This is a genomic window from Shewanella inventionis (genome assembly GCF_014641855.1).
Classification (GTDB): Bacteria; Pseudomonadota; Gammaproteobacteria; order Enterobacterales; family Shewanellaceae; genus Shewanella; species Shewanella inventionis.
Window position 1 is genome coordinate 26,583 of sequence record NZ_BMII01000005.1, and the last position, 21,786, is coordinate 48,368.

The following is a 21,786-nucleotide window of genomic DNA, read 5'->3' on the forward strand; positions in this document are numbered from 1 at the left end:
AAGACAATCTATTTATATAATATTCCGTCAATTACTGAGTCACTAAATAAGTGTGCTAAGGCACTAGCATCATGACTGATGCGTCCTGTCACATTCTTTTTAGTCTCGGGTGATTGTATCGAACTGAAACCTCATGTAATCTGCTTGTTGTTAATATAATAAATGGATATTGAGCTAATTTGAGCGAGTCTTGAAAGCAAACGTCCCAACAGATTATTTGGAACCCCTGTCTAGATGACAAAAAAGATAAATTCACATCCTGAGCCTAAGTCTACTGAGGTTCGGCCACGTCCTAAAACGGTAAAACACCGTAATGCGACCACGACGCCAGAGATGCGCCAATTTATCCAGCAATCCGAATATAGCGTGAGCCAATTAGCTAAAATACTTAATATCAGTGAAGCCACTGTGCGTAAATGGCGCAAACGTGACTCAATAGATAATACGCCGAACACCCCGCATAAACTCAACACCACGCTCTCTCCCATGCAAGAATATGTCGTGGTTGGTTTGCGCTATCAACTTAAAATGCCGCTAGACAGGCTATTAAACATTACCCAAAAGTTTATTAACCCAAATGTATCTCGCTCCGGCCTAGCCCGCTGCTTAAAACGTCACGGCGTATCTAAACTCGATGACGTAGACAGTGCATTTGTACCAGAACGTTATTTTAACCAGCTGCCTATTACTCAGGGCACAGACATCGTTACCTATGAAGTTAACCCACAAACATTGGCTGACACCTTAGCCATTCCCAATGTCGACAATGTGGTGCAGGTAGAATCATTAAGTATTCCCAAACAATACAGCCCCAAACAAGCTTATTCAGTGTTATTGGGTGTTGATGCAGACACCGACTGGGTCTATTTAGACATTTATCAAGACAGCCATACTCAAGCGAGCAACCGCTATATGGCTTACGTGCTTAAGCATGGACCGTTTCATCTACGCAAATTATTAGTACGCAACTATCACACTTTTCTTGCTCGTTTTCCTGGAGTAAGTCAATCAGCCGCAAGCGCAGCCGAACCCCAACATCAGGTAGCTGATCCTCAGTTATCAAACGGAGACTCAAATGAGCCAATCCAATAATCATGATAAGCGCCTTAACAAGCGCTTAAAAGACATGCCCATTGCCATTGTTGGCATGGCGAGCATATTTGCCAATTCGCGTTACCTGAACAAATTTTGGGATTTAATCAGCGAAAAAATCGACGCCATTGTTGATATTCCAGACAGTCACTGGAACGCCGACGATTACTACGATGCCGATAAATCTGCGCCCGATAAAAGCTACTGTAAACGTGGCGGTTTTTTACCTGAAGTTGATTTCAACCCAATGGAATTTGGTCTTCCACCTAACATTTTAGAACTCACCGACACCTCGCAATTATTGTCATTAGTGGTAGCCAAAGAGGTATTAGCTGACGCTGGCGTTGATGCACAATACGATACCGACCGTATTGGTATTACCCTTGGTGTGGGCGGCGGACAAAAAATCAACCACAGCTTAAGTAGTCGCTTGCAATACCCTGTACTTAAAAAAGTATTCAAAAACAGTGGTATTAGTGACGCCGACAGCGACATGCTGATCAAGAAATTTCAAGACCAATACATCCACTGGGAAGAAAACTCATTCCCGGGTTCGCTCGGCAACGTGATTGCTGGCCGTATTGCTAACCGTTTTGACCTAGGCGGCATGAACTGTGTTGTCGATGCGGCTTGTGCGGGCTCACTTGCGGCCATGCGCATGGCGATTACCGAACTGGTTGAAGGGCGCAGTGACATGATGATCACCGGCGGTGTTTGTACCGACAACTCGCCGTCAATGTACATGAGTTTTTCAAAAACCCCAGCCTTTACCACTAACGACACAATTCAACCTTTCGATATCGACTCAAAAGGCATGATGATCGGTGAAGGTATTGGCATGATCGCCATTAAGCGCCTTGAAGATGCTGAACGTGATGGCGATAAAATCTATGCGGTAATTAAAGGTATTGGCTCATCGTCTGACGGTAAATTTAAAAGTATTTATGCTCCGCGCCCAGAAGGCCAGGCTAAAGCATTAAAGCGTGCTTATGATGACGCAGGGTTTGCCCCGCATACAGTAGGACTCATTGAAGCCCATGGTACAGGTACCGCCGCTGGTGATGTGGCTGAGTTTAACGGTTTAACGTCCGTTTTTGCTGAAGATAACCAAACAAAACAGCACATTGCACTAGGCTCGGTTAAGTCTCAAGTCGGTCATACTAAGTCTACCGCAGGCACGGCAGGCTTAATCAAAGTTGCATTAGCTTTGCATCACAAAGTGTTACCGCCAACGATCAACGTCAGTAAGCCACACCCCAAATTGGGCATCAATGATTCACCGTTTTATCTCAATACCGAAACGCGTCCTTGGTTACCTCGCCCTGACGACACGCCGCGCCGCGCCGGGATTAGCTCGTTTGGTTTTGGTGGCACTAACTTTCACATCGTATTGGAAGAGTACCGTCAAGAACACGCCCGTAATGACAAATACCGTCAACGCGCGGTGCCACAAAGCTTACTGATCAGTGCAGATAACAAGGCTGCACTGCAAAGTAAATTGGCCGAGCTACAAGCTGAAATAGCCGCCATCGATACCAGCAAAGCCAATAGTCAAGAATTGGCATTAACCGAGCTAGCCCAGCGCTTTGCCATTTCTGAGATCGCGCCAACTGCAGCACGTTTAGGCCTAGTTGTGACGTCAATTGCTAACTTAACAGTGCAGCTTACTCAAGCCCTTGGCCAGTTAACTAACAATGATGCCGATAATTGGCAATTACCCTCTGGCGCAAGTTATCGCAGTGCCAGCCTAGTGCATAAAAACGCGAAAGCGAAAGTGGCAGCATTGTTTGCAGGCCAAGGGGCACAATATGTCAACATGGCCACCGAGCTTGCATGTTACTACCCTGAAATGCGTCAGCAATTAATGCAAGCAGACAAAGTGTTTGCCAAGCATAAACAAACGCCATTATCGCAAATTATCTACCCTATTCCGGCTTTTGAGGAGCAAGACATTGCCGCGCAGCAAGCCGCATTAACCAACACGGCTTATGCTCAAAGCGCCATCGGTGCGGTCAGCATGGGCCAATACGCACTGTATACGCAAGCCGGCTTTAGTCCTGACATGGTCGCAGGCCACAGTTTTGGTGAACTGTCAGCCTTGTGTGCAGCAGGGGTTATCAGCCAGGATGATTATTATCAATTGGCCTTTGCTCGTGGCCAGGCCATGGCGGCCACACCTGCCGATCAAGACCCAGGCGCCATGTACGCCATCATTGTGCCGCCACAAGCAGCCGAACAAGGTGTCAGTCAGTTAGAAAACTGTATCAGTGCCTTTGATGGCGTAAAAGTCGCTAACTACAATGCGCCAACGCAATTAGTGATTGCAGGCCCAACAGAGGCTTGTGCTGATGCAGCAAAAGCCATTACTGCAGAGTTAGGCTTTAAAGCCATTGCCTTGCCAGTATCAGGTGCGTTCCACACTCCTTTAGTTGGCCACGCGCAAAAGCCGTTTGCCAAAGCAATTAGCAAGGTTAAGTTTGCTAAGCCTAACGTGGCGTTATACGCCAACGGTACAGGCAAGCTTCACCCAAGCGATGGCAAATCGATTCAAGCCGCCTTTAGTGAACACATGCTGCAGTCAGTGCATTTTAGCGAGCAACTCGTTGCTATGTACGATGCTGGCGCGCGAGTATTTGTTGAGTTTGGGCCTAAAAACATTTTACAAAAGCTGGTTGAGGCCACATTGAGCAACAAACCTGAAGCGGTTAGTGTTGTTAGTCTAAACCCTAACCCGAAAGGCTGTAGCGACACTCAATTGCGTCAAGCAGCAACCCAACTTGCAGTATTAGGCGTTGCATTAACTGAGGTTGACCCTTACCAGGCACCTTTAGCAGAGCTGGCCAAAGTATCACCGATGAACGTCAAACTGACGGCGCAAAACTACATCAGCCCAAGCACACAAGCCAAGATGCAAACATCATTGCAAAGCGGCGAAGTCACCAGCAAGACAGTGGAAGTGCCTGTCGAGAAAATTGTGGAAAAAATAGTGGAAAAACAAGTGATCAAAACAGAGTATGTTGAAGTGGCAACTGCACCTACGGCATCTGCGCAAGCGTCTATTGCACAAGCGCCTCTTACACAAGCGCCTGCGCAAGCTAGTCAAACATCAGCTCAGGCGCAAACACACACAAGGGTAAGTAACGACAGTTTAAGTGCATTTTTTGCAGCGCAGCAACAAACAGCCACCTTACATCAACAGTTTTTAGCCATTCCACAGCAATATGGCGATACGTTCAATAGCTTGATGACAGCCCAGGCGCAAATGGCATCATCAGGGGTTGCTATCCCCGAAAGCTTGCAACGCTCGATGGAACTATTCCACCAGCATCAAGCGCAAACACTGCAAAGTCACACACAGTTTTTAGCACTGCAAGCGCAAACCAGTCAGGCTGCTCTTGCCATGTTACAAGTGCAAGCACCTGCTGCTGTAAATACCTTTGCCAATAACCTTGCAGCGCCACAAACGGTTACAGCACCTGTTGCGTCAACCCAAACACCAGCAATGACTCAAGCCGCTGCGCCAGCAACTTTTGCAGCCGCTGCCACAACACCAACACCGACACCCGCAGCAGTATCAGAGCCAATCGCTCAAGTGGCTCAACCAGCAGCACCGATGCCTGCAACGGCACCAGTAGCAAGTGCATCTACAGGCTTATCGGCAGATGCAGTGCAGCTCACCATGATGAATGTGGTTGCCGACAAAACCGGTTACCCAACTGAAATGCTCGAACTTGGCATGGACATGGAAGCTGATCTAGGCATCGACTCCATCAAACGTGTGGAGATTTTAGGTACAGTGCAAGATGAACTGCCGGGCTTACCAGAGCTTAGCCCTGAAGATTTAGCTGAGTGTCGCACCTTGGGCGAGATTGTTGACTACATGCAATCAAAGCTTGCACCAGTAAAGGGGTCAACTGTCCAAACATCACCTGCTAAAGCATCAGTAGCTCAAACATCAGCGCCAACATCTGGCTTAAGCGCGGAAACCGTGCTCACGACCATGATGGCAGTGGTTGCCGACAAAACCGGTTACCCAGCTGAAATGCTTGAACTCACCATGGACATGGAAGCCGATTTAGGTATCGACTCCATCAAGCGCGTAGAGATTTTGGGCACAGTGCAAGATGAACTACCGGGCTTACCAGAACTTAGCCCTGAAGATTTAGCAGAGTGTCGCACTTTGGGTGAAATTGTTGATTATATGCAATCAAAGCTTGCACCTGTACAGGGATCAACTAACCAAACATCACCTGCTCAAGCATCAGTAGCTCAAACATCAGTGCCAACATCTGGCTTAAGCGCTGAGACCGTATTGAATACCATGATGGCAGTAGTCGCTGACAAAACCGGTTACCCAGCAGAAATGCTTGAGCTCACCATGGACATGGAAGCAGACTTAGGTATCGACTCCATCAAGCGCGTGGAAATTTTAGGCACAGTGCAAGATGAGTTACCGGGCTTACCAGAGCTCAGCCCTGAAGATTTAGCTGAGTGTCGCACCTTGGGCGAGATTGTTGATTATATGCAATCGACCTTGTCTGCCTCAACTGAGTCAGCCTCAACTGTATCTACAGCGCCAGCGGTACAAGTCGAAGCCTCAGGCTTAAGCGCGGAAACCGTGCTCACGACCATGATGACAGTGGTAGCCGACAAAACCGGTTACCCAGCAGAAATGCTCGAGCTCACCATGGACATGGAAGCCGATTTAGGTATCGACTCCATCAAGCGCGTAGAGATTTTAGGCACAGTGCAAGATGAACTGCCGGGCTTACCAGAGCTTAGCCCTGAAGACTTGGCTGAGTGTCGCACCTTGGGCGAGATTGTTGATTATATGCAATCAAAGCTTGCACCAGTACAGGGATCAACTATCCAAATATCACCTGCTCAAGCATCAGTAGCTCAAACATCAGCGCCAACATCAGGCTTAAGCGCGGAAACCGTGCTCACGACCATGATGACAGTGGTAGCCGACAAAACCGGTTACCCAGCAGAAATGCTCGAGCTCACCATGGACATGGAAGCCGATTTAGGTATCGACTCCATCAAGCGCGTAGAAATTTTAGGCACGGTGCAAGATGAACTGCCGGGTTTACCAGAACTCAACCCAGAAGATTTAGCCGAGTGTCGTACATTGGGTGAAATCGTCAGTTATATGCAAGGTAAGCTAGGCGCACCAGCCTCAGTTACCGTTAAGGCAACATCGAATACTGAAGTTATCGACACATCAGATTTACCACCACACAGCGGGGTAGCGCTAAAAAAGTTGCCAGCGGCGGATAAACTAGAAGCATGTTATTCAACAGACAGCTGCATTGTCATCACAGATGATGGCCATAACGCAGGTGTACTTGCTGAGAAACTTCATGCAAAAGGATTAACCGTCGCCGTTATTCGTAACCCAGACAGCATCAGCGCTGCTCACTCGCCTTTAAGCAGCGACATCAGCAGCTATGTGCTTAACAGCATTGATGATGCAAGCATTGCCAAAGTGGTAAGCGAGATAAGTGCTAAGCACCCCATTGCGGGCTTTGTACATTTACAGCCTCAATTTAAGCTCAACACCCAAAACCTCGTCAGCTGCAATGAGGCGGCAAAATCCGCTGTTGATAACGCCTTTTTATGGGCGAAACATCTGCATGCTGAATTTGCTAAACCCCTGCAATCACGCTTAAGTTACTTTACCGTAAGCCGTATTGACGGTGGCTTTGGCTACCTAGATAGCGCAGCGCTTAGTAAAGCTGAATTAAACCAAGCTGCACTGTCAGGCCTCACCAAAACCTTAAGCCATGAATGGCCAAATGTGTTCTGCCGTGCGCTTGATATCGCCAATAACATTGATGCCAAAACGTTTGCCAATGCCATTATTGCTGAACTGTTTGATGTTAATGGTGAAGCACCCAGTGCTAAACGCATTACCGAAGTGGGCATTAGCCAGCAAGGCCGCGCAACATTAATTGCAGCAAAAACTGGCAGCTCGCAATACCCAGCAGCAGTGTTAACCCAACAAGACAACATATTGGTCACTGGCGGCGCTAAAGGTGTCACCTTTGAATGTGCACTTACCTTAGCCAAGCAGTGTCAATCGCACTTTGTACTTGCTGGTCGTAGTCAGCACCTTGGTAATAACATGCCAGCTTGGGCCCAAGGCAAACAAGCTTCAGAGCTGAAAACCGCCGCCATTAGTTACATTCAATCTCAAGGCGAAAAACCCACACCAAAGCAAATAGATGCATTAGTGTGGCCAGTACAAAGTAGCTTAGAAATTGACCGTGCCCTCGCCGCCTTTACCAAGGTAGGCGCCAGCGCGCAATATGTGGCGATGGATGTCAGCAATGCTAAAGGCGTTATCGACGCACTGGCAGAGTTAACTGATGCTAACGATAAAAAGTTAGTCATCAATGGCGTCATTCATGGCGCTGGCGTATTGGCAGATAAGCACATTCAAGACAAAACCTTAGATGAACTGAATCGCGTTTACAGCACTAAAGTCACTGGCATCACGAGCATCATTAATGCGCTTGATCCACAAGAGATCAAATTGGTCGCCATGTTCTCATCGGCGGCAGGGTTTTATGGCAATACAGGTCAAAGCGACTATGCGATGTCGAATGAAATTCTTAATAAAACCGCATTAAAATTGGCCGCACAATTGCCCCAAGCCAAAGTCATGAGCTTTAACTGGGGCCCATGGGACGGCGGTATGGTGAGCTCTGCACTGAAAAAGATGTTTGTTGAACGTGGCGTATACGTGATCTCGCTTGAAGCTGGTGCCAACTTATTTGCTCATAGCTTATTAAGCTCGCAAGGCGTGCAAATGCTAATTGGTTCAGATATGCAAGGCTCAGCTTCACAGGATGCTACTGCAAAAAAGCCTAATGCGAACACTTTGCCGCACGCAGAGGGTTCGCTGACGTTTTCTGCGCCATATTTGGCTACAGACAGCAAAATCATTACGGTAACTCGTGTGCTTCAGCGTAGTGAGCTGGAATTTGTAAACGATCACCGAATTGCTGGCAACCCAGTGTTGCCGACGGTGTGCGCTATACAGTGGATGCGCGAAACCGCACAAACCTTGTGCCATATGCCAGTGTCTATTGCTGACTACAAATTGCTCAAAGGGGTTATTTTTGACACCGACCAGCCACATTTACTGCAGTTGCAACTCACTCAAACTGACGCGGGCATAAACGCGTTATTAATGAGCCGTTTGTTAAACGAGCCAAACTCGGCGATGAAGCCACAATATCAGGCTACCTTAGTCGCTAATGACGCCTTAACAGACTCGGCCATCACTGCATCAAGATTACCTGCAACGGTACTGCAAAATTTGACACAAATGACCGCCATACACCATGGCGATAGCTTGTATCAAAATGGCACTTTGTTCCATGGGCCGCGTTTGCAGGGTATTAAGCAAGTGTTGAGCTTCGATGATGAACAGCTGGTGTGCCAGGTTAAGCTACCGCTCATCGAACTTGCCGACTGCCCCGGCTTTGCGCCATCATCAGTCACGGGTGGCAGTCAACTGTTTGCCGAAGATTTGCTGTTACAGGCCATGTTGGTTTGGGCAAGGCTCAAGTACGATGCTGCCAGTTTGCCATCATCAATGGGGCAATTTATCACGGTAGCGCCTTTTGTCAGTGGCGATAAGGGTTACATTCAACTTGAGGTGTTAAAACACAGCGGCAGAATGTTAATGGCCAATGTGAGCTTGTATCATCAAGATGGACGTTTAAGTTGCCAAATGCGTGATGCCAAAACCACCATTAGCAAAACCCTGAATCAGGCCTTTACTAATCAACATGAGAGTCAACATGAGAGTCAGCCTGCAAACCAGCACAGCAAGGACAGCGTGTGACCTTTACAGTAAATGCGATGTCCGTAGATCAGCAAGTAGCGTTAACCGAACAGTTAACCGTTGATCTCAAACAACAACAAGCCAAGCCAATGCGCTTGGCCTTGTTGTTGGCTGCGCCAGCACTCTCCAATGGCAACACACTGTCCATTAAGCATCTTGCATTAGCATCTGGGCCACTCGAGATGCTTTTGCTTGATGCCGCAAGCCTTGTTGCACATCATCACTGCGATATCGTCAATATCGGTGATAAACTGTGGCTTATGTCAGCAATGACGGCTGCAAAAAATGGCATTCATGCCCATGCATATTTAAACGGCATAGGTTTTGGTGATAACACCGAGCAAGCCATAGTTCAAGCACTCGATCATGCCAAAAGACAACATGTTCAACCTCAAGCTGTAGAGTTAACTCAGGCTAACAATGCACTCAATGCATTAGTCACGCTTATCGAAGACATTGCCTATCGACGCTTGCCCAACAGCCAAGACTATTGGTTTACACCAGCTCACCAAAGCCGCGTTGCCAGCTTGTGTTACCCAAGCAACATCGGTGTGCTCGCGTTAGTACTTACACAGGGCAGTCAATTGCGTAGCGCTAAACCGTTATTAGCAGCTAACCGATTAATGTTGCCATTATCAGCACACGATATTGCCCAGTTACACATACAGTTAACCGCAGTTTGCGACATACTAAGCGAGCCATGCGATGAGCTAAACTTGCTTAAATTTATTCGCCAGCAATGGCAACAATACCAATCGCAAGCACCCTATACCTTGGTGTTAATGGCGACGAATCAAAGCAGTTTACAACAAGAAGCCAGCTCCCTCCTCGCGGCAATTGAGGCGCAGCAAACACAAAATACGACAACGCTTAACAAAACGTTTCACTACAAAACGCCAGCAGGCAGTTGCTTTACCGCTTCGCCATTAGGCGCCAACGGGCTGAGTTTTGTCTACCCAGGTGTCGGCACGGTTTACCCGCAGATGTTTAGCCAATTAGGCCATGTGTTCCCTCAAGTCTTTGCCAGCTTAGAGGCCCAAGGTGACTTGCCGGCAATGCTGCAAAGCCAAGCGATTTATGCAACGAAAGAAAAAAACAGCAACCACATGAGCCTCAGTGAGCTTGCCATTGCCGGTGTTGGCGCAAGTTACATGTTGAGTAAAATATTGCAGGATGAATTTGCCATAACACCCCGCTTCGCTTTAGGTTATTCAATGGGCGAAGCCGCCATGTGGGCCAGTTTAGGCGTATGGCAAACACCACAAAAATTGATTGAAGCCACCCAAAACAGCAGTATTTTTAATCAAGATATTTCAGGCGAGCTTCGCTGTGTAAGACAAGCCTGGCAATTAGCCAATGATGAACCCATTGTGTGGAACAGTTTTGTTACCCGCGCTACCGTTGCCGACCTTAGCCCGTATTTAGCCGATTACCCTCGCGCTTACATTGCCATTGTGCAAGGTGACAGCTTAGTGTTAGCTGGCTGCGAGCAAAGCTGTAAAGCATTACTTAAACAAGCCGGGAAACGTGGCATTGCCGCCAATAGAGTCACCGCAATGCACACCCCTGCTGCGCTCAATATAATTGAGGATGTAAAGCAGTTTTATTTACAGCCTTTAGCAGCAGCGTTGCCCACTTCGACTCAATTTTTATCGGCAGCCCAAACACAGCCCGTTGAATTAACATCGCACGCTATTGCCCAGTCGATTGCCGACACCTTTTGTCATCCACTGGACTTTAGCCAGCTTATCAGCGACTCGATTAGCCAGGGCTGTCGTTTATTCGTCGAAGTCGGCGCCGACAGACAAACAGCCACCTTGATCGATAAAATTATTGGCCAACAAACAACCGATGTGCAGGCGCAAGCGTTGGCCGTCAATGCCAAAGGCGCAGACGACATTAGCAGTTTATTAAAATGTTTAGCCCAGTTAATGACCCACAGAGTACCTATGTCATTAACCCCGTTTATGCAAAGCTTAAACGAAGCCATCGAACAACAAACCTTATTCATTGCCGCCAACAGCCTAGCTGTTGGACATGCTGACACTTTATTAGAAGGAGAACCTCATTGAGTTCTCAAGCTACCCCAAAAATCGCCATTGTAGGCTTAGCCAATCAATATCCCGATGCCGACACCCCGGCAAAGTTTTGGCAAAATTTACTCGATAAAAAAGATTCTCGCAGTCAAATTACGGCACAAAAGCTCAACGCATCACCTAATGACTATATTGGCGTACAGGGGCAATCTGACCGTTTTTATTGCAATAAAGGCGGCTACATTCAAAACTTTCGCTTTAATCCTGAAGGTTATCATATCGATAGCAATGCTTTTGACGGCCTAGACGACAGCTTTTTATGGGCCACAGATACGGCACGTAATGCGTTAGCAGATGCAGGGATTACCGATCTTAATCATCCAGGCTTACAGCGCACCGGTATTGTGATGGGCACCTTGTCGTTTCCCACCGCTAAATCAAACCAATTGTTTATACCGCTTTACCACAGCGTGGTCGAAAAAGCCTTACAAACCAAACTACAGCAGCCCAACTTTGTATTGCAAAACTTTGGTTTAGCGGCACAAAACGAGCAATATAATTGGCGCAATGGTGCAGTAGCTCACAATGCCTCAAAGCTTGTGGCAGATGCTTTAGGCCTTGGCGGCGCGCAATTAAGCCTAGATGCCGCCTGTGCTAGCTCGGTTTATGCTTTAAAGCTGGCCTGTGATTATTTACATACTGGCAAAGCCGACATGATGCTGGCTGGCGCAGTGTCTGGCGCAGATCCATTTTTTATCAATATGGGCTTTTCAATTTTTCATGCCTATCCAGACCACGGTATTTCAGCGCCGTTTGACAGCAACAGCAAAGGCTTATTTGCCGGTGAAGGTGCTGGCGTATTGGTGCTAAAACGTCTTGAAGATGCAAAGCGTGATGGCGACCATATTTATGCCCTCGTCAGCGGCATTGGCTTATCAAACGACGGTAAAGGTCAGTTTGTGCTTAGCCCAAACAGCAAAGGTCAGGTGCAAGCATTCGAACGTGCCTACCGCGAAGCCGCCTCATTTGACTCAAGCATTACCCCTGCCAGCATTGAAGTGATTGAGTGCCATGCCACCGGGACGCCATTAGGCGACAAAGTTGAATTGACCTCAATGGAGCGCTTTTTTGAAGGCAAACTCAATGGCAGCGCCACGCCATTAATTGGCTCGGCAAAATCTAATTTGGGCCACTTACTCACCGCAGCAGGCATGCCCGGGATCATGAAAATGATTTTTGCCATGCGTGAAGGTGTGTTACCACCGAGTATTAATATCAGCGCGCCTATTAGCTCGCCTAACGGTTTATTTGGTCAAGCAACCTTGCCAAATGAAGTGCAACCTTGGCCAGATAAAGCGGGCAATAACGTCCGCCATGCTGGTGTGTCAGTCTTTGGTTTTGGTGGCTGTAACGCACACTTGTTATTAGAGTCTTATTCCGATAACACAGCAACATCGCAACAACCGACTCAAGTGATCAATGCAAGCGAAAAGCCGATGCACATTACCGGTATGGCTGCCCACTTTGGCCAGTGCAGTAGCATTAATCAGCTTGCTGAGCGTATTCGTGCCAAGCAAAGCTTGTTTACGCCATTGCCGACTCAGCGCTGGAAAGGCATCAACAAGCATCCAGAGCTATTGGCCAAATACGGTATTGAGCAGGTGCCTCATGGCGCTTACATTGATCAATTCGACTTTGATTTTTTACGTTTCAAAGTGCCGCCCAATGAAGACGACAGACTCATTTCGCAGCAGTTGTTACTGATAAAAGTCGCCGATGAAGCCATTGTGAATGCCAACCTAAAACCCGGCAGCAAAGTGGCCGTGCTAGTGGCCATGGAAACCGAGCTAGAATTACATCAATTCCGTGGACGAGTAAACTTACACAGCCAGCTCGCACAAAGCCTGGCAGCCCAGGGCGTTAAGCTCAGTGACGATGAATACCAGGCACTAGAAGCCATCGCCATGGACAGCGTACTCGATGCCGCCAAATTAAACCAGTACACCAGTTTTATTGGCAATATTATGGCGTCGCGGATTTCATCATTATGGGACTTTAACGGCCCAGCCTTTACCATTTCGGCTGCAGAGCAATCAGTTAATCGCTGTATTGATGTGGCCCAAAACCTATTTGCCATGGGCTCACTACAAGAGCCATTAGATGCAGTGATTATTGCAGCGGTTGATTTATCTGGCAGCATTGAAAACTGCCTACTCAACAATGCACACCTGCAAGCCGCAGGAATGCAGGAATGCAGGCAAGCACAACCCACTTAGGTGAAGGTGCTGGTGCGATTGTATTACAACAAAATCATCCAACTGAAAGCTTTGCCAGTATTGATACAGTGCAGTTTGCCAAGCAAGATAAGCTCAAGCTCGAGCAAACCTGCGATATTAACGAACTTAACATGGCTCCGCTTTGCCATCAGTCTGATTTTGGCCAGCAACTCACTCGCCAGTTAACTCAATTGGCTAAGCCCAATAGCCTTTCAAGCGCACAAGAGATATTAGGCCATACCTTTGCCGCCTCTGGCATGGCAAGCTTGCTTAATGCACTTTTGCAAAGCCAGCAATTGCAACAAGCTGACATTAGTGCACAGGTGATTAGTGCCAGTGAAAATCAATACTCACGCATTGGTTTAACGCTCAATCAACTACAACAACAGGCGCTTGCCAGCCGCGTAACACTGCCACTTACACAACAACTAACGCAAAGTGCCAAGCTGAGCTTGATTAAACAAGTCAGTTTAGGTGGCCGCGATATCTATCAGCATATTGTCGACAGCCCAGTTGCTGCTATCGATAACATTGTTAGCCAATGCGCGTCGATTAAACCCGTTTCAGTGCAACAAGCCCCAACAAAAATGAATATAAACGAGCCCACTATGCCCGCAAGCCATTTCGCACATAAACCAGGTATGCAGCCGCAAACAGAAAATCAAACTCATTCGACTCAAGCAATGAGCCAGGCAACGCCACCCGCGCACTTAACGGCTTTTCAGCAAAACCAATGGTTAGCACAACAAGCCCATTTAGCCTTTTTAGCCAGTCGCGAAGCAGGGTTAAAAGTCGCCGACAGCTTATTAAAAGCACAACTGGCCTCGATAACATCGACCACAAACGCACAAACAATAGCGCCTGCGTTTACAGCCAAAGCGCCAGCTGAACAATACGTTGAAGCTCAACCGGTACTGGCAGAGCGCAAACCTAATCATGCGCAGGTTCCGGCTTACACAGCCCCCACTCCGGCAGATAAACCCTGTATTTGGAACTACGCCGATTTAGTGGAATATGCCGAAGGTGATATCGCCAAAGTATTTGGCCCAGATTATGCCATCATCGACAGCTACTCACGCCGCGTGCGCTTACCCACTACCGACTACTTACTGGTGTCTCGAGTAACAAAACTTGATGCCACTATGAATCAATACAAACCTTGCTCAATGACCACAGAATATGACATCCCGGTTGATGCGCCGTATCTGGTTGACGGTCAAATCCCTTGGGCTGTGGCGGTTGAGTCTGGCCAGTGCGATTTAATGCTGATTAGCTATTTAGGCATCGATTTTGAAAACAAAGGCGAGCGCGTTTATCGCTTACTCGACTGCACGCTTACCTTTTTAGGGGATTTACCCCGTGGTGGCGACACTTTGCGTTATGACATTAAAATCAACAACTTTGCACGCAATGGCGACACCTTGTTGTTTTTCTTCTCGTACGAATGTTTCGTTGGCGACAAGATGATTTTAAAAATGGACGGCGGCTGCGCAGGCTTCTTTACCGATAAAGAATTGTCTGATGGCAAGGGCGTTATCCAAACCGAAGATGAGCTTAAACTGCGCCAAAAAGTGCTTAACAACCCCAATAAACCGACATTTGCACCCTTACTACACTGCACGCAAACCGCTTTTGATTATGGTCAAATCCACCATTTATTAACCGGCGATATTGGCAGCTGTTTTGGTGGCGAACACGTTGGCCACCAGCTGCAAACGGGCATGCAAAAGTCACTGTGTTTTGCATCTGAAAAGTTCTTAATGATTGAGCGCGTAAGCAATTTACAAGTGAGCGGCGGCACATGGGGCCTAGGGTTAGTTGAAGGCCACAAACAATTAGCCCCAGACCATTGGTATTTCCCGTGTCATTTTAAAGGCGACCAGGTAATGGCGGGCTCATTAATGGCTGAAGGCTGTGGCCAATTACTGCAATTCTTTATGTTGCATATTGGTATGCATACGTTAGTTGAAAACGGGCGTTTCCAGCCGCTCGAAAATGCCTCACAAAAAGTGCGTTGTCGTGGCCAGGTGTTACCGCAACACGGTGAATTAACTTACCGGATGGAAGTCACCGAAATAGGTATTTCGCCACGTCCATATGCTAAAGCCAATATTGATATTTTGCTTAATGGCAAAGTGGTGGTTGATTTTCAAAACCTTGGGGTGATGATCAAAGAAGAAGCCCAATGCACCCGCTACTTAAGTCATTCCAGCACAAATAACTCAAGTATCAAGCCTGCCAAGGTGGCTGGCGTAAACCTAAACAACACCGACAGCCAGCAAGATATCGCCCCGTTAATGGCGAAAATAGCCGACACCAGCGCGCCAACCAATAAAGGCGTTATTCCGCTTAAACATGTTGAAGCACCGCAAGTCAGCGCTAATTCTAAATACGCAAACCGCGTGCCTGATACCGTGCCCTTTACGCCGTATCATATGTTTGAATTTGCTACTGGCGACATCGAAAAGTGCTTTGGGCCAGACTTTAGCATCTATAAAGGGCTAATTCCGCCGCGTACTCCTTGCGGTGATTTGCAGTTAACCACCCGTGTTATCGACATTAATGGTAAGCGCGGCGAATTGAAAAAACCATCATCGTGTATTGCTGAATATGAAGTGCCAACAGATGCATGGTACTTTGCCAAAAACAGCCACCAGGCGGTAATGCCATATTCGGTGTTAATGGAAATCTCATTACAACCCAATGGTTTTATTTCAGGCTATATGGGCACCACATTGGGCTTCCCTGGGCAGGAGTTGTTTTTCCGCAACCTAGATGGTCATGGCACCTTATTACGCCATGTGGACTTACGCGGCAAGACCATCGTTAACGACTCACGTTTACTGTCTACCGTGATTGCGGGCAGCAATATTATTCAAAACTTTACCTTTGATTTAAGCGTCGATGGTGAACCGTTTTACACTGGTGGCGCAGTGTTTGGCTACTTTAAAGCTGACGCGCTTAAAAACCAACTAGGTATCGATAACGGTAAGATTACCCAACCCTGGCATGTCGACAACAATGTCGCAGCCGACACGGTAGTCAACTTGCTCGACAAACAATCGCGGGTGTTTAATGCACCCGCGCACCAGCCGCATTACCGCTTAGCGGGTGGTCAGCTTAACTTTATCGACACCGCTGAAATCGTTAACAATGGCGGTAAATACAGTAAAGGCTATTTGGCAGCATCACGCACCATTGACCCGAGTGATTGGTTCTTCCAATTCCATTTCCATCAAGATCCGGTGATGCCGGGTTCATTAGGCGTTGAAGCTATCATCGAGTTAATGCAAACTTACGCGATTACTAACGACTTAGGTGCCGGTTTTACCAATCCTAAATTCGGCCAGATTTTGTCTGATATTAAATGGAAATACCGCGGCCAAATTAATCCGCTTAACAAACAAATGTCGTTAGATGTGCACATCAGCGCAGTAAAAGACGAAAACGGTAAACGCATCATCGTCGGTGATGCCAATTTAAGTAAAGACGGTTTACGTATTTACGAAGTAAAAGACATCGCGATTTGTATTGAAGAAGCCTAGCTTTTCAAGGAAAAGATAATGACAACCCAAATAAAAAACGAAAAGCTTTCTCCATGGCCTTGGCAAGTGAGCCAACAGCACGTCAGTTTTGACCCTGCAGGGATGAACAAAAAGCTTAAAGACTTATCGCAAGCCTGTTATGTGGTGAACGATGCTCAGCAGGGTTTAGGTGTTGCACAACAAGCTCAAGTAGTGACCGATGCAATCACCGCCGTTAACGCCCTGCCTGTTAGCGCCTTTGCCCCAGCTCTTGGCACCCAAAGTTTAGGTGACAGTAATTTCCGTCGTGTTCATGGGGTTAAATACGCTTATTACGCTGGAGCCATGGCCAACGGTATTGCCTCAGAAGAGCTGGTTATCGCATTAGGCCAGGCTGGTATTTTATGTTCATTTGGCGCAGCAGGGCTTATCCCATCACGGGTTGAGCAAGCCATTACGCGTATTCAAGCAGCCCTGCCAAATGGGCCCTATGCGTTTAACTTAATCCATAGCCCAAGTGAGCCAGCACTAGAGCGCGGTAGCGTAGAGCTATTTTTAAAACACAAAGTGCGCACCGTAGAAGCCTCTGCCTTTTTGGGCTTAACACCGCAAATTGTCTATTACCGCGCAGCAGGCTTAAGCCGTGATGCTCAAGGTGACATTCAAATAGACAACAAAGTCATCGCCAAAATTAGCCGCACCGAAGTGGCAATTAAGTTTATGCAGCCTGCCCCGGCCAAAATACTGCAACAACTAGTGGATGAAGGCCTTATCACGCCAGAGCAAATGGAGTTAGCCCAATTAGTGCCGATGGCCGATGACATAACCGCGGAAGCCGATTCAGGTGGTCATACCGATAACCGTCCATTAGTGACGTTACTGCCCACCATTTTGGCACTAAAAGATGAAGTCCAAGCACAATACAATTACAAAACCCCTATTCGCGTAGGTGCCGGTGGTGGTGTGGGTACGCCCGATGCGGCTCTGGCAACCTTCAACATGGGCGCGGCGTTTATTGTCACAGGCTCAATTAACCAGGCTTGCGTAGAAGCCGGCGCCAGTGAACACACCCGTAAATTATTAGCCACCACAGAAATGGCCGATGTGACCATGGCACCTGCGGCCGATATGTTCGAAATGGGCGTTAAACTGCAAGTGGTGAAACGCGGCACCCTCTTCCCGATGCGCGCTAACAAACTGTACGAAATTTACACTCGTTATGACTCAATAGAAGCCATACCGGTTGATGAGCGTGAAAAGCTTGAAAAACAAGTATTTCGCTCAAGCCTAGATGATATTTGGGCCGGTACAGTGGCGCATTTTAATGAGCGCGACCCTAAGCAAATCGAGCGCGCTAAAGATAACCCTAAGCGCAAAATGGCATTAATTTTCCGCTGGTACCTTGGGCTGTCAAGCCGCTGGTCAAACACAGGTGAAACCGGCCGTGAAATGGATTATCAAATTTGGGCAGGCCCAGCCCTTGGCGCATTTAACGCCTGGGCAAAAGGCAGTTATTTAGATGACTATACTCAACGACATGCAGTCGATTTAGCCAAACACTTAATGCATGGCGCAGCTTACTTAGCACGAGTAAACTTATTAACGGCTCAAGGCGTTAGCCTACCAGTTGCCTTACAGCGCTGGCGCCCTGCAGATCAAGTGAAGTAGCCTGCACTCGAGATAATAGGAACGATAATGAGCGACACACAAAAACTCGATTTTTCAGCGGTAAATGGTTCAACGTTGGCGTCATTCAACCAGCAAAAAAACCTGATAAAGCGCATGCTAAAAGGCAACAGCGCCACGTGTGCCGACTGCAATAAACCACTCACATTGCAATTGCCACCTAACAGTAAAAATGCCAAGCCAACTGCAAAAGCCCCCGGCATTTATTGCGCGAAAGGCTGTACCGATATTGAGCTTGACATGGAAGCCGTTGCATTACTGAAATAATGCCGAACTGATATTAGCAATGAATAAAAAAGACCCTCTACGCTAAGAGGGTCTTTTTGCTTTTAATACACCGACTGTCAAACTGCCTTCCACTGTTTAACTAACATGGCTTGACCACAAAGCTCTACCATCGATTTATCGCCACACAGCGCCGATTCAAATACCTCAAACGGCACATTTGGCCACAGGCTGATTTCAAACGAAGTGTTACCACAGACAGCGCCAACGCCTTTTGGGGTACCTGTCATCACAATATCGCCGTCATTCAAGCTCATAAACTCACTGATGGCGGCAAACATGGCATTGGGCTGGTAAGTCATTAATTGCTGATGTCCAAGTTGAGTCACCACGTTATCAATAGTCAATTGAAAACACCAATTTTGCTGCGCTGATGTGATGGGAATAAATTCGCTAAACAATGCTGAACCGTCAAATGCTTTACTGCGCTCCCACGGTAAACCCTGCTTTTTGAGTTTGCCCTGTAATTCACGCTTGGTCATATCCAGTCCAACGCCTACAGCGCTAAATTGACCATCCTTAACCATAAAACACAGCTCAGCTTCATAATGCAGGGTTTCACCCATTTCACTGTGTAAGGTGTCAGTAATGGCAGAATTAGGTTTTAAAAACACCACCATTTCATCAGGCACGTCATTGCCCAGTTCATGAATATGGTCTACATAATTACGCCCAATACAAACAATTTTGGATGGCGTTATCAATACATCTGCATTTTGTTGCTTTAAAACCAATTGTTGTAAGCTCACATTAACCTCGACTTTTATTTCACCCAAACTCACCCAACGGCAATGATAACGTGTTAATTAATCGCGTTACCAGATTGCATTACCTCACAACAGCAATTACATTTAATTAACAAAAACATAAAAAGTGTTACACAATAAATATTCACTGCTCAGACAGCGAAAATAACAAGAGACACTCAATGACCATGCTTGCACTTACCATTAAACAAAAAATTGCACTGGGGTTTGCTTCTATAGGCATTTTATTACTTGCTGGAAGTAGTTTTTTTTACCGGTCACTGAGTGAAATTCAAACCGCGAATAGTAATATTGAAGTGTTAGCGGTACCTGTCCAAAACCAATCTACGGCGTTACAAATTACCTTGCTGAAAATGGCCAAAACAGAAAGCTTGGCATACTCACAAATAGGCAACGACGATATTACAACCAGTTTTAAGCAATTTACTGCTTTGCAGCAAGATTTTTCGAATGCATTAGCGGATTTATCTGCAAAAGTGGCAAACCATCCTCAAATGGATAAAGCCCTCAGCCAAGCAAAAAATGTCTACCTGCAATATGCCGATGTTTCTCAAACCATGTTTAGTGCCAAATTGGCCATTGAACAAAGTAAAAATAATTTCAGTGCCCTTAAAAATCAATTTGATAATCTTAAAATCGATGCCAGCAATAATATGATCGACTTAGAAATTGTTGAAGCACCAGCAGGTGAAGAACAATTACTCGAAGCTGTTATCGGTTCAGGAGTTCGTATCGATGACATGCTATTTACCCTGGGCAACACTGTCACCGAGCTAGGACGTTTAACCACAGCCGAGGCCGTAGAAATACATAAGCAAGATGTTGCAATGCTGCTTGGCAATATCACCACTAACACTGACTATCTCAAGCAACAAGCAGCAACGTTGCCTGTTGCACAATTACTAGGCGACTTCGATGCTAATTTAGCTAAACTCTTGGTTTTGGTCGATACTCCTGGAGACTTGTACAAGGCACAAATGAAAGTGGTTGAGCAATTTCAACAAGCTGAATCCAGTTATATAAAATCGAACCAGCTATTTGAATCAACAAATCAGCAATTAGATCAGCTTGTTCAACTCGCCAACCAAGGCTTTAACGATATGCAACTGCTCGCTATCGATGAGGTCAACACGGCAAAAACATTGGCTATCGTCATGGCTGTTGTATTTGTATTAATGGCAGGATTTATTTATTACTTCACTTCTAACGCCATGCTCGGACCATTAAAAGCCAGTAATAATGCACTATCACGTATCGCTAGTGGTGATTTATCGCGACGCTTAACAAAACGAAATAACGATGAGTTTGGTGAGCTAATGGATAACATCAATAAACTGTCTGATGACTTAACTGACTTACTGCAAGACATAACCCGTGATGCACATTTACTCGATGATGCTGCTATTCGTTCTCAAGATCAAAGCCAAAAAATATCACGTTCTGCATTAGGGCAAATCGATAACATAAACCAAGCTAAACAATTGGCAGAACAAATACACCACAGCTCAATGACGGTAAATGAGCAAGCTTTAGAATCAGAGCAACACGTTAAATTAGCCTCAACACAAGGGGCTCAAGTAAAAACAATTGCTAACGATAACCGCAATCGTATAGCTGCCTTGTCAAAAGGATTAAGCGACTCAGTCAATATTATGACTAAACTGAGTCAGCACAGCGATAATATTGGCGGCATTTTAACCACCATTAGCGCCATTGCAGATCAAACCAACCTATTGGCATTAAACGCAGCCATCGAAGCTGCAAGAGCAGGCGAACATGGCCGCGGTTTTGCTGTCGTTGCCGATGAGGTTCGCTCACTGGCTTCGCGCACCCAATTATCAACGGCTGAAATTCAAACGATGATTACCGCACTTCAACAAGAAACCAATAACGCGGTGAATGCGATTTATAAGGGGCAAACCCAGGCTAATGAGTGTGTTGAGCAAAGCCAATCACTCAATAATGCCATCGAACAAATTGAATCCGCACTAAGCATTATTAATGGCATGAGCCAAAGCATTACCCAAGCTGCAGATCAGCAAGTCAATTATAGCCAGTCCATTGAACAAACCATGACAGAAACCGCAAATGCCGCCACGCAAAATGCCGAGGAGTCGACGACCATGGCTCAACGTAGTCAGCAATTAAACCAGCTGGCGCATTCGCTAACCACATCAGTAGAGCGCTTTAAGTTGTAATATCCTTGTTTATAAATCGCATCAACAAAAAAGGCCAAACGCAAACCGCTTGGCCATTTTTATT

At 46.7% G+C, this 21,786-nt stretch carries 7 protein-coding genes and 1 pseudogene; 7 read left to right on the plus strand and 1 reads right to left on the minus strand.

All coding sequences use genetic code 11. The annotated features are described in order from the left end of the window. Positions 1 to 234 precede the first annotated feature (234 nt). The 6 genes and pseudogenes from IEW93_RS03940 (at position 235) to IEW93_RS03970 (ending at position 18,739) form a co-directional block, all read left to right on the plus strand. Positions 235 to 1,092, plus strand: coding sequence for a helix-turn-helix domain-containing protein (locus tag IEW93_RS03940; RefSeq protein WP_188737137.1), 858 nt, complete (start codon positions 235 to 237; stop codon positions 1,090 to 1,092). Beyond that, the gene (locus tag IEW93_RS03945; protein WP_188737140.1) at positions 1,076 to 8,950 is read left to right on the plus strand and encodes a type I polyketide synthase; all 7,875 of its coding nucleotides are present in this window, start codon (positions 1,076 to 1,078) and stop codon (positions 8,948 to 8,950) included. The genes IEW93_RS03940 and IEW93_RS03945 overlap by 17 nt, the downstream gene beginning before the upstream one ends. Then, positions 8,947 to 11,022 (plus strand): PfaB family protein, encoded by a 2,076-nt coding sequence (locus tag IEW93_RS03950; protein WP_188737142.1) that lies wholly within the window; start codon positions 8,947 to 8,949, stop codon positions 11,020 to 11,022. Before IEW93_RS03945 ends, IEW93_RS03950 begins: the two co-directional genes overlap by 4 nt. Beyond that, positions 11,019 to 16,807: pseudogene (locus IEW93_RS21985) on the plus strand (hotdog fold thioesterase). Before IEW93_RS03950 ends, IEW93_RS21985 begins: the two are co-directional and overlap by 4 nt. Before the next feature lie 18 nt (positions 16,808 to 16,825). Beyond that, complete coding sequence (pfaD, locus tag IEW93_RS03965; RefSeq protein WP_188737144.1) at positions 16,826 to 18,454, plus strand: eicosapentaenoate synthase subunit PfaD; 1,629 nt, start codon at positions 16,826 to 16,828, stop codon at positions 18,452 to 18,454. 27 nt (positions 18,455 to 18,481) lie between these two features. Then, positions 18,482 to 18,739, plus strand: coding sequence for a hypothetical protein (locus IEW93_RS03970; RefSeq protein ID WP_188737146.1), 258 nt, complete (start codon positions 18,482 to 18,484; stop codon positions 18,737 to 18,739). 77 nt (positions 18,740 to 18,816) lie between these two features. Here IEW93_RS03970 and IEW93_RS03975 read toward each other — a convergent pair whose 3' ends face one another. Continuing rightward, positions 18,817 to 19,506, minus strand: a complete 690-nt coding sequence (locus tag IEW93_RS03975) for a fumarylacetoacetate hydrolase family protein (RefSeq protein ID WP_188737148.1) — start codon at positions 19,504 to 19,506, stop codon at positions 18,817 to 18,819. Between the two features lie 185 nt (positions 19,507 to 19,691). Between IEW93_RS03975 and IEW93_RS03980 the strand changes: the two genes are divergently transcribed. Continuing rightward, the gene (locus IEW93_RS03980; protein ID WP_188737366.1) at positions 19,692 to 21,722 is read left to right on the plus strand and encodes a methyl-accepting chemotaxis protein; all 2,031 of its coding nucleotides are present in this window, start codon (positions 19,692 to 19,694) and stop codon (positions 21,720 to 21,722) included. The last annotated feature ends 64 nt before the right edge of the window (positions 21,723 to 21,786 follow it).

Bases quoted from the DNA above. Each gene is read 5' to 3' on its own strand.
- IEW93_RS03970 (WP_188737146.1), top strand. From the start codon at position 18,482: ATGAGCGACACACAAAAACTCGATTTTTCAGCGGTAAATGGTTCAACG.
- IEW93_RS03980 (WP_188737366.1), top strand. From the start codon at position 19,692: ATGCTTGCACTTACCATTAAACAAAAAATTGCACTGGGGTTTGCTTCT.
- IEW93_RS03940 (WP_188737137.1), top strand. From the start codon at position 235: ATGACAAAAAAGATAAATTCACATCCTGAGCCTAAGTCTACTGAGGTT.
- IEW93_RS03945 (WP_188737140.1), top strand. From the start codon at position 1,076: ATGAGCCAATCCAATAATCATGATAAGCGCCTTAACAAGCGCTTAAAA.
- pfaD (WP_188737144.1), top strand. From the start codon at position 16,826: ATGACAACCCAAATAAAAAACGAAAAGCTTTCTCCATGGCCTTGGCAA.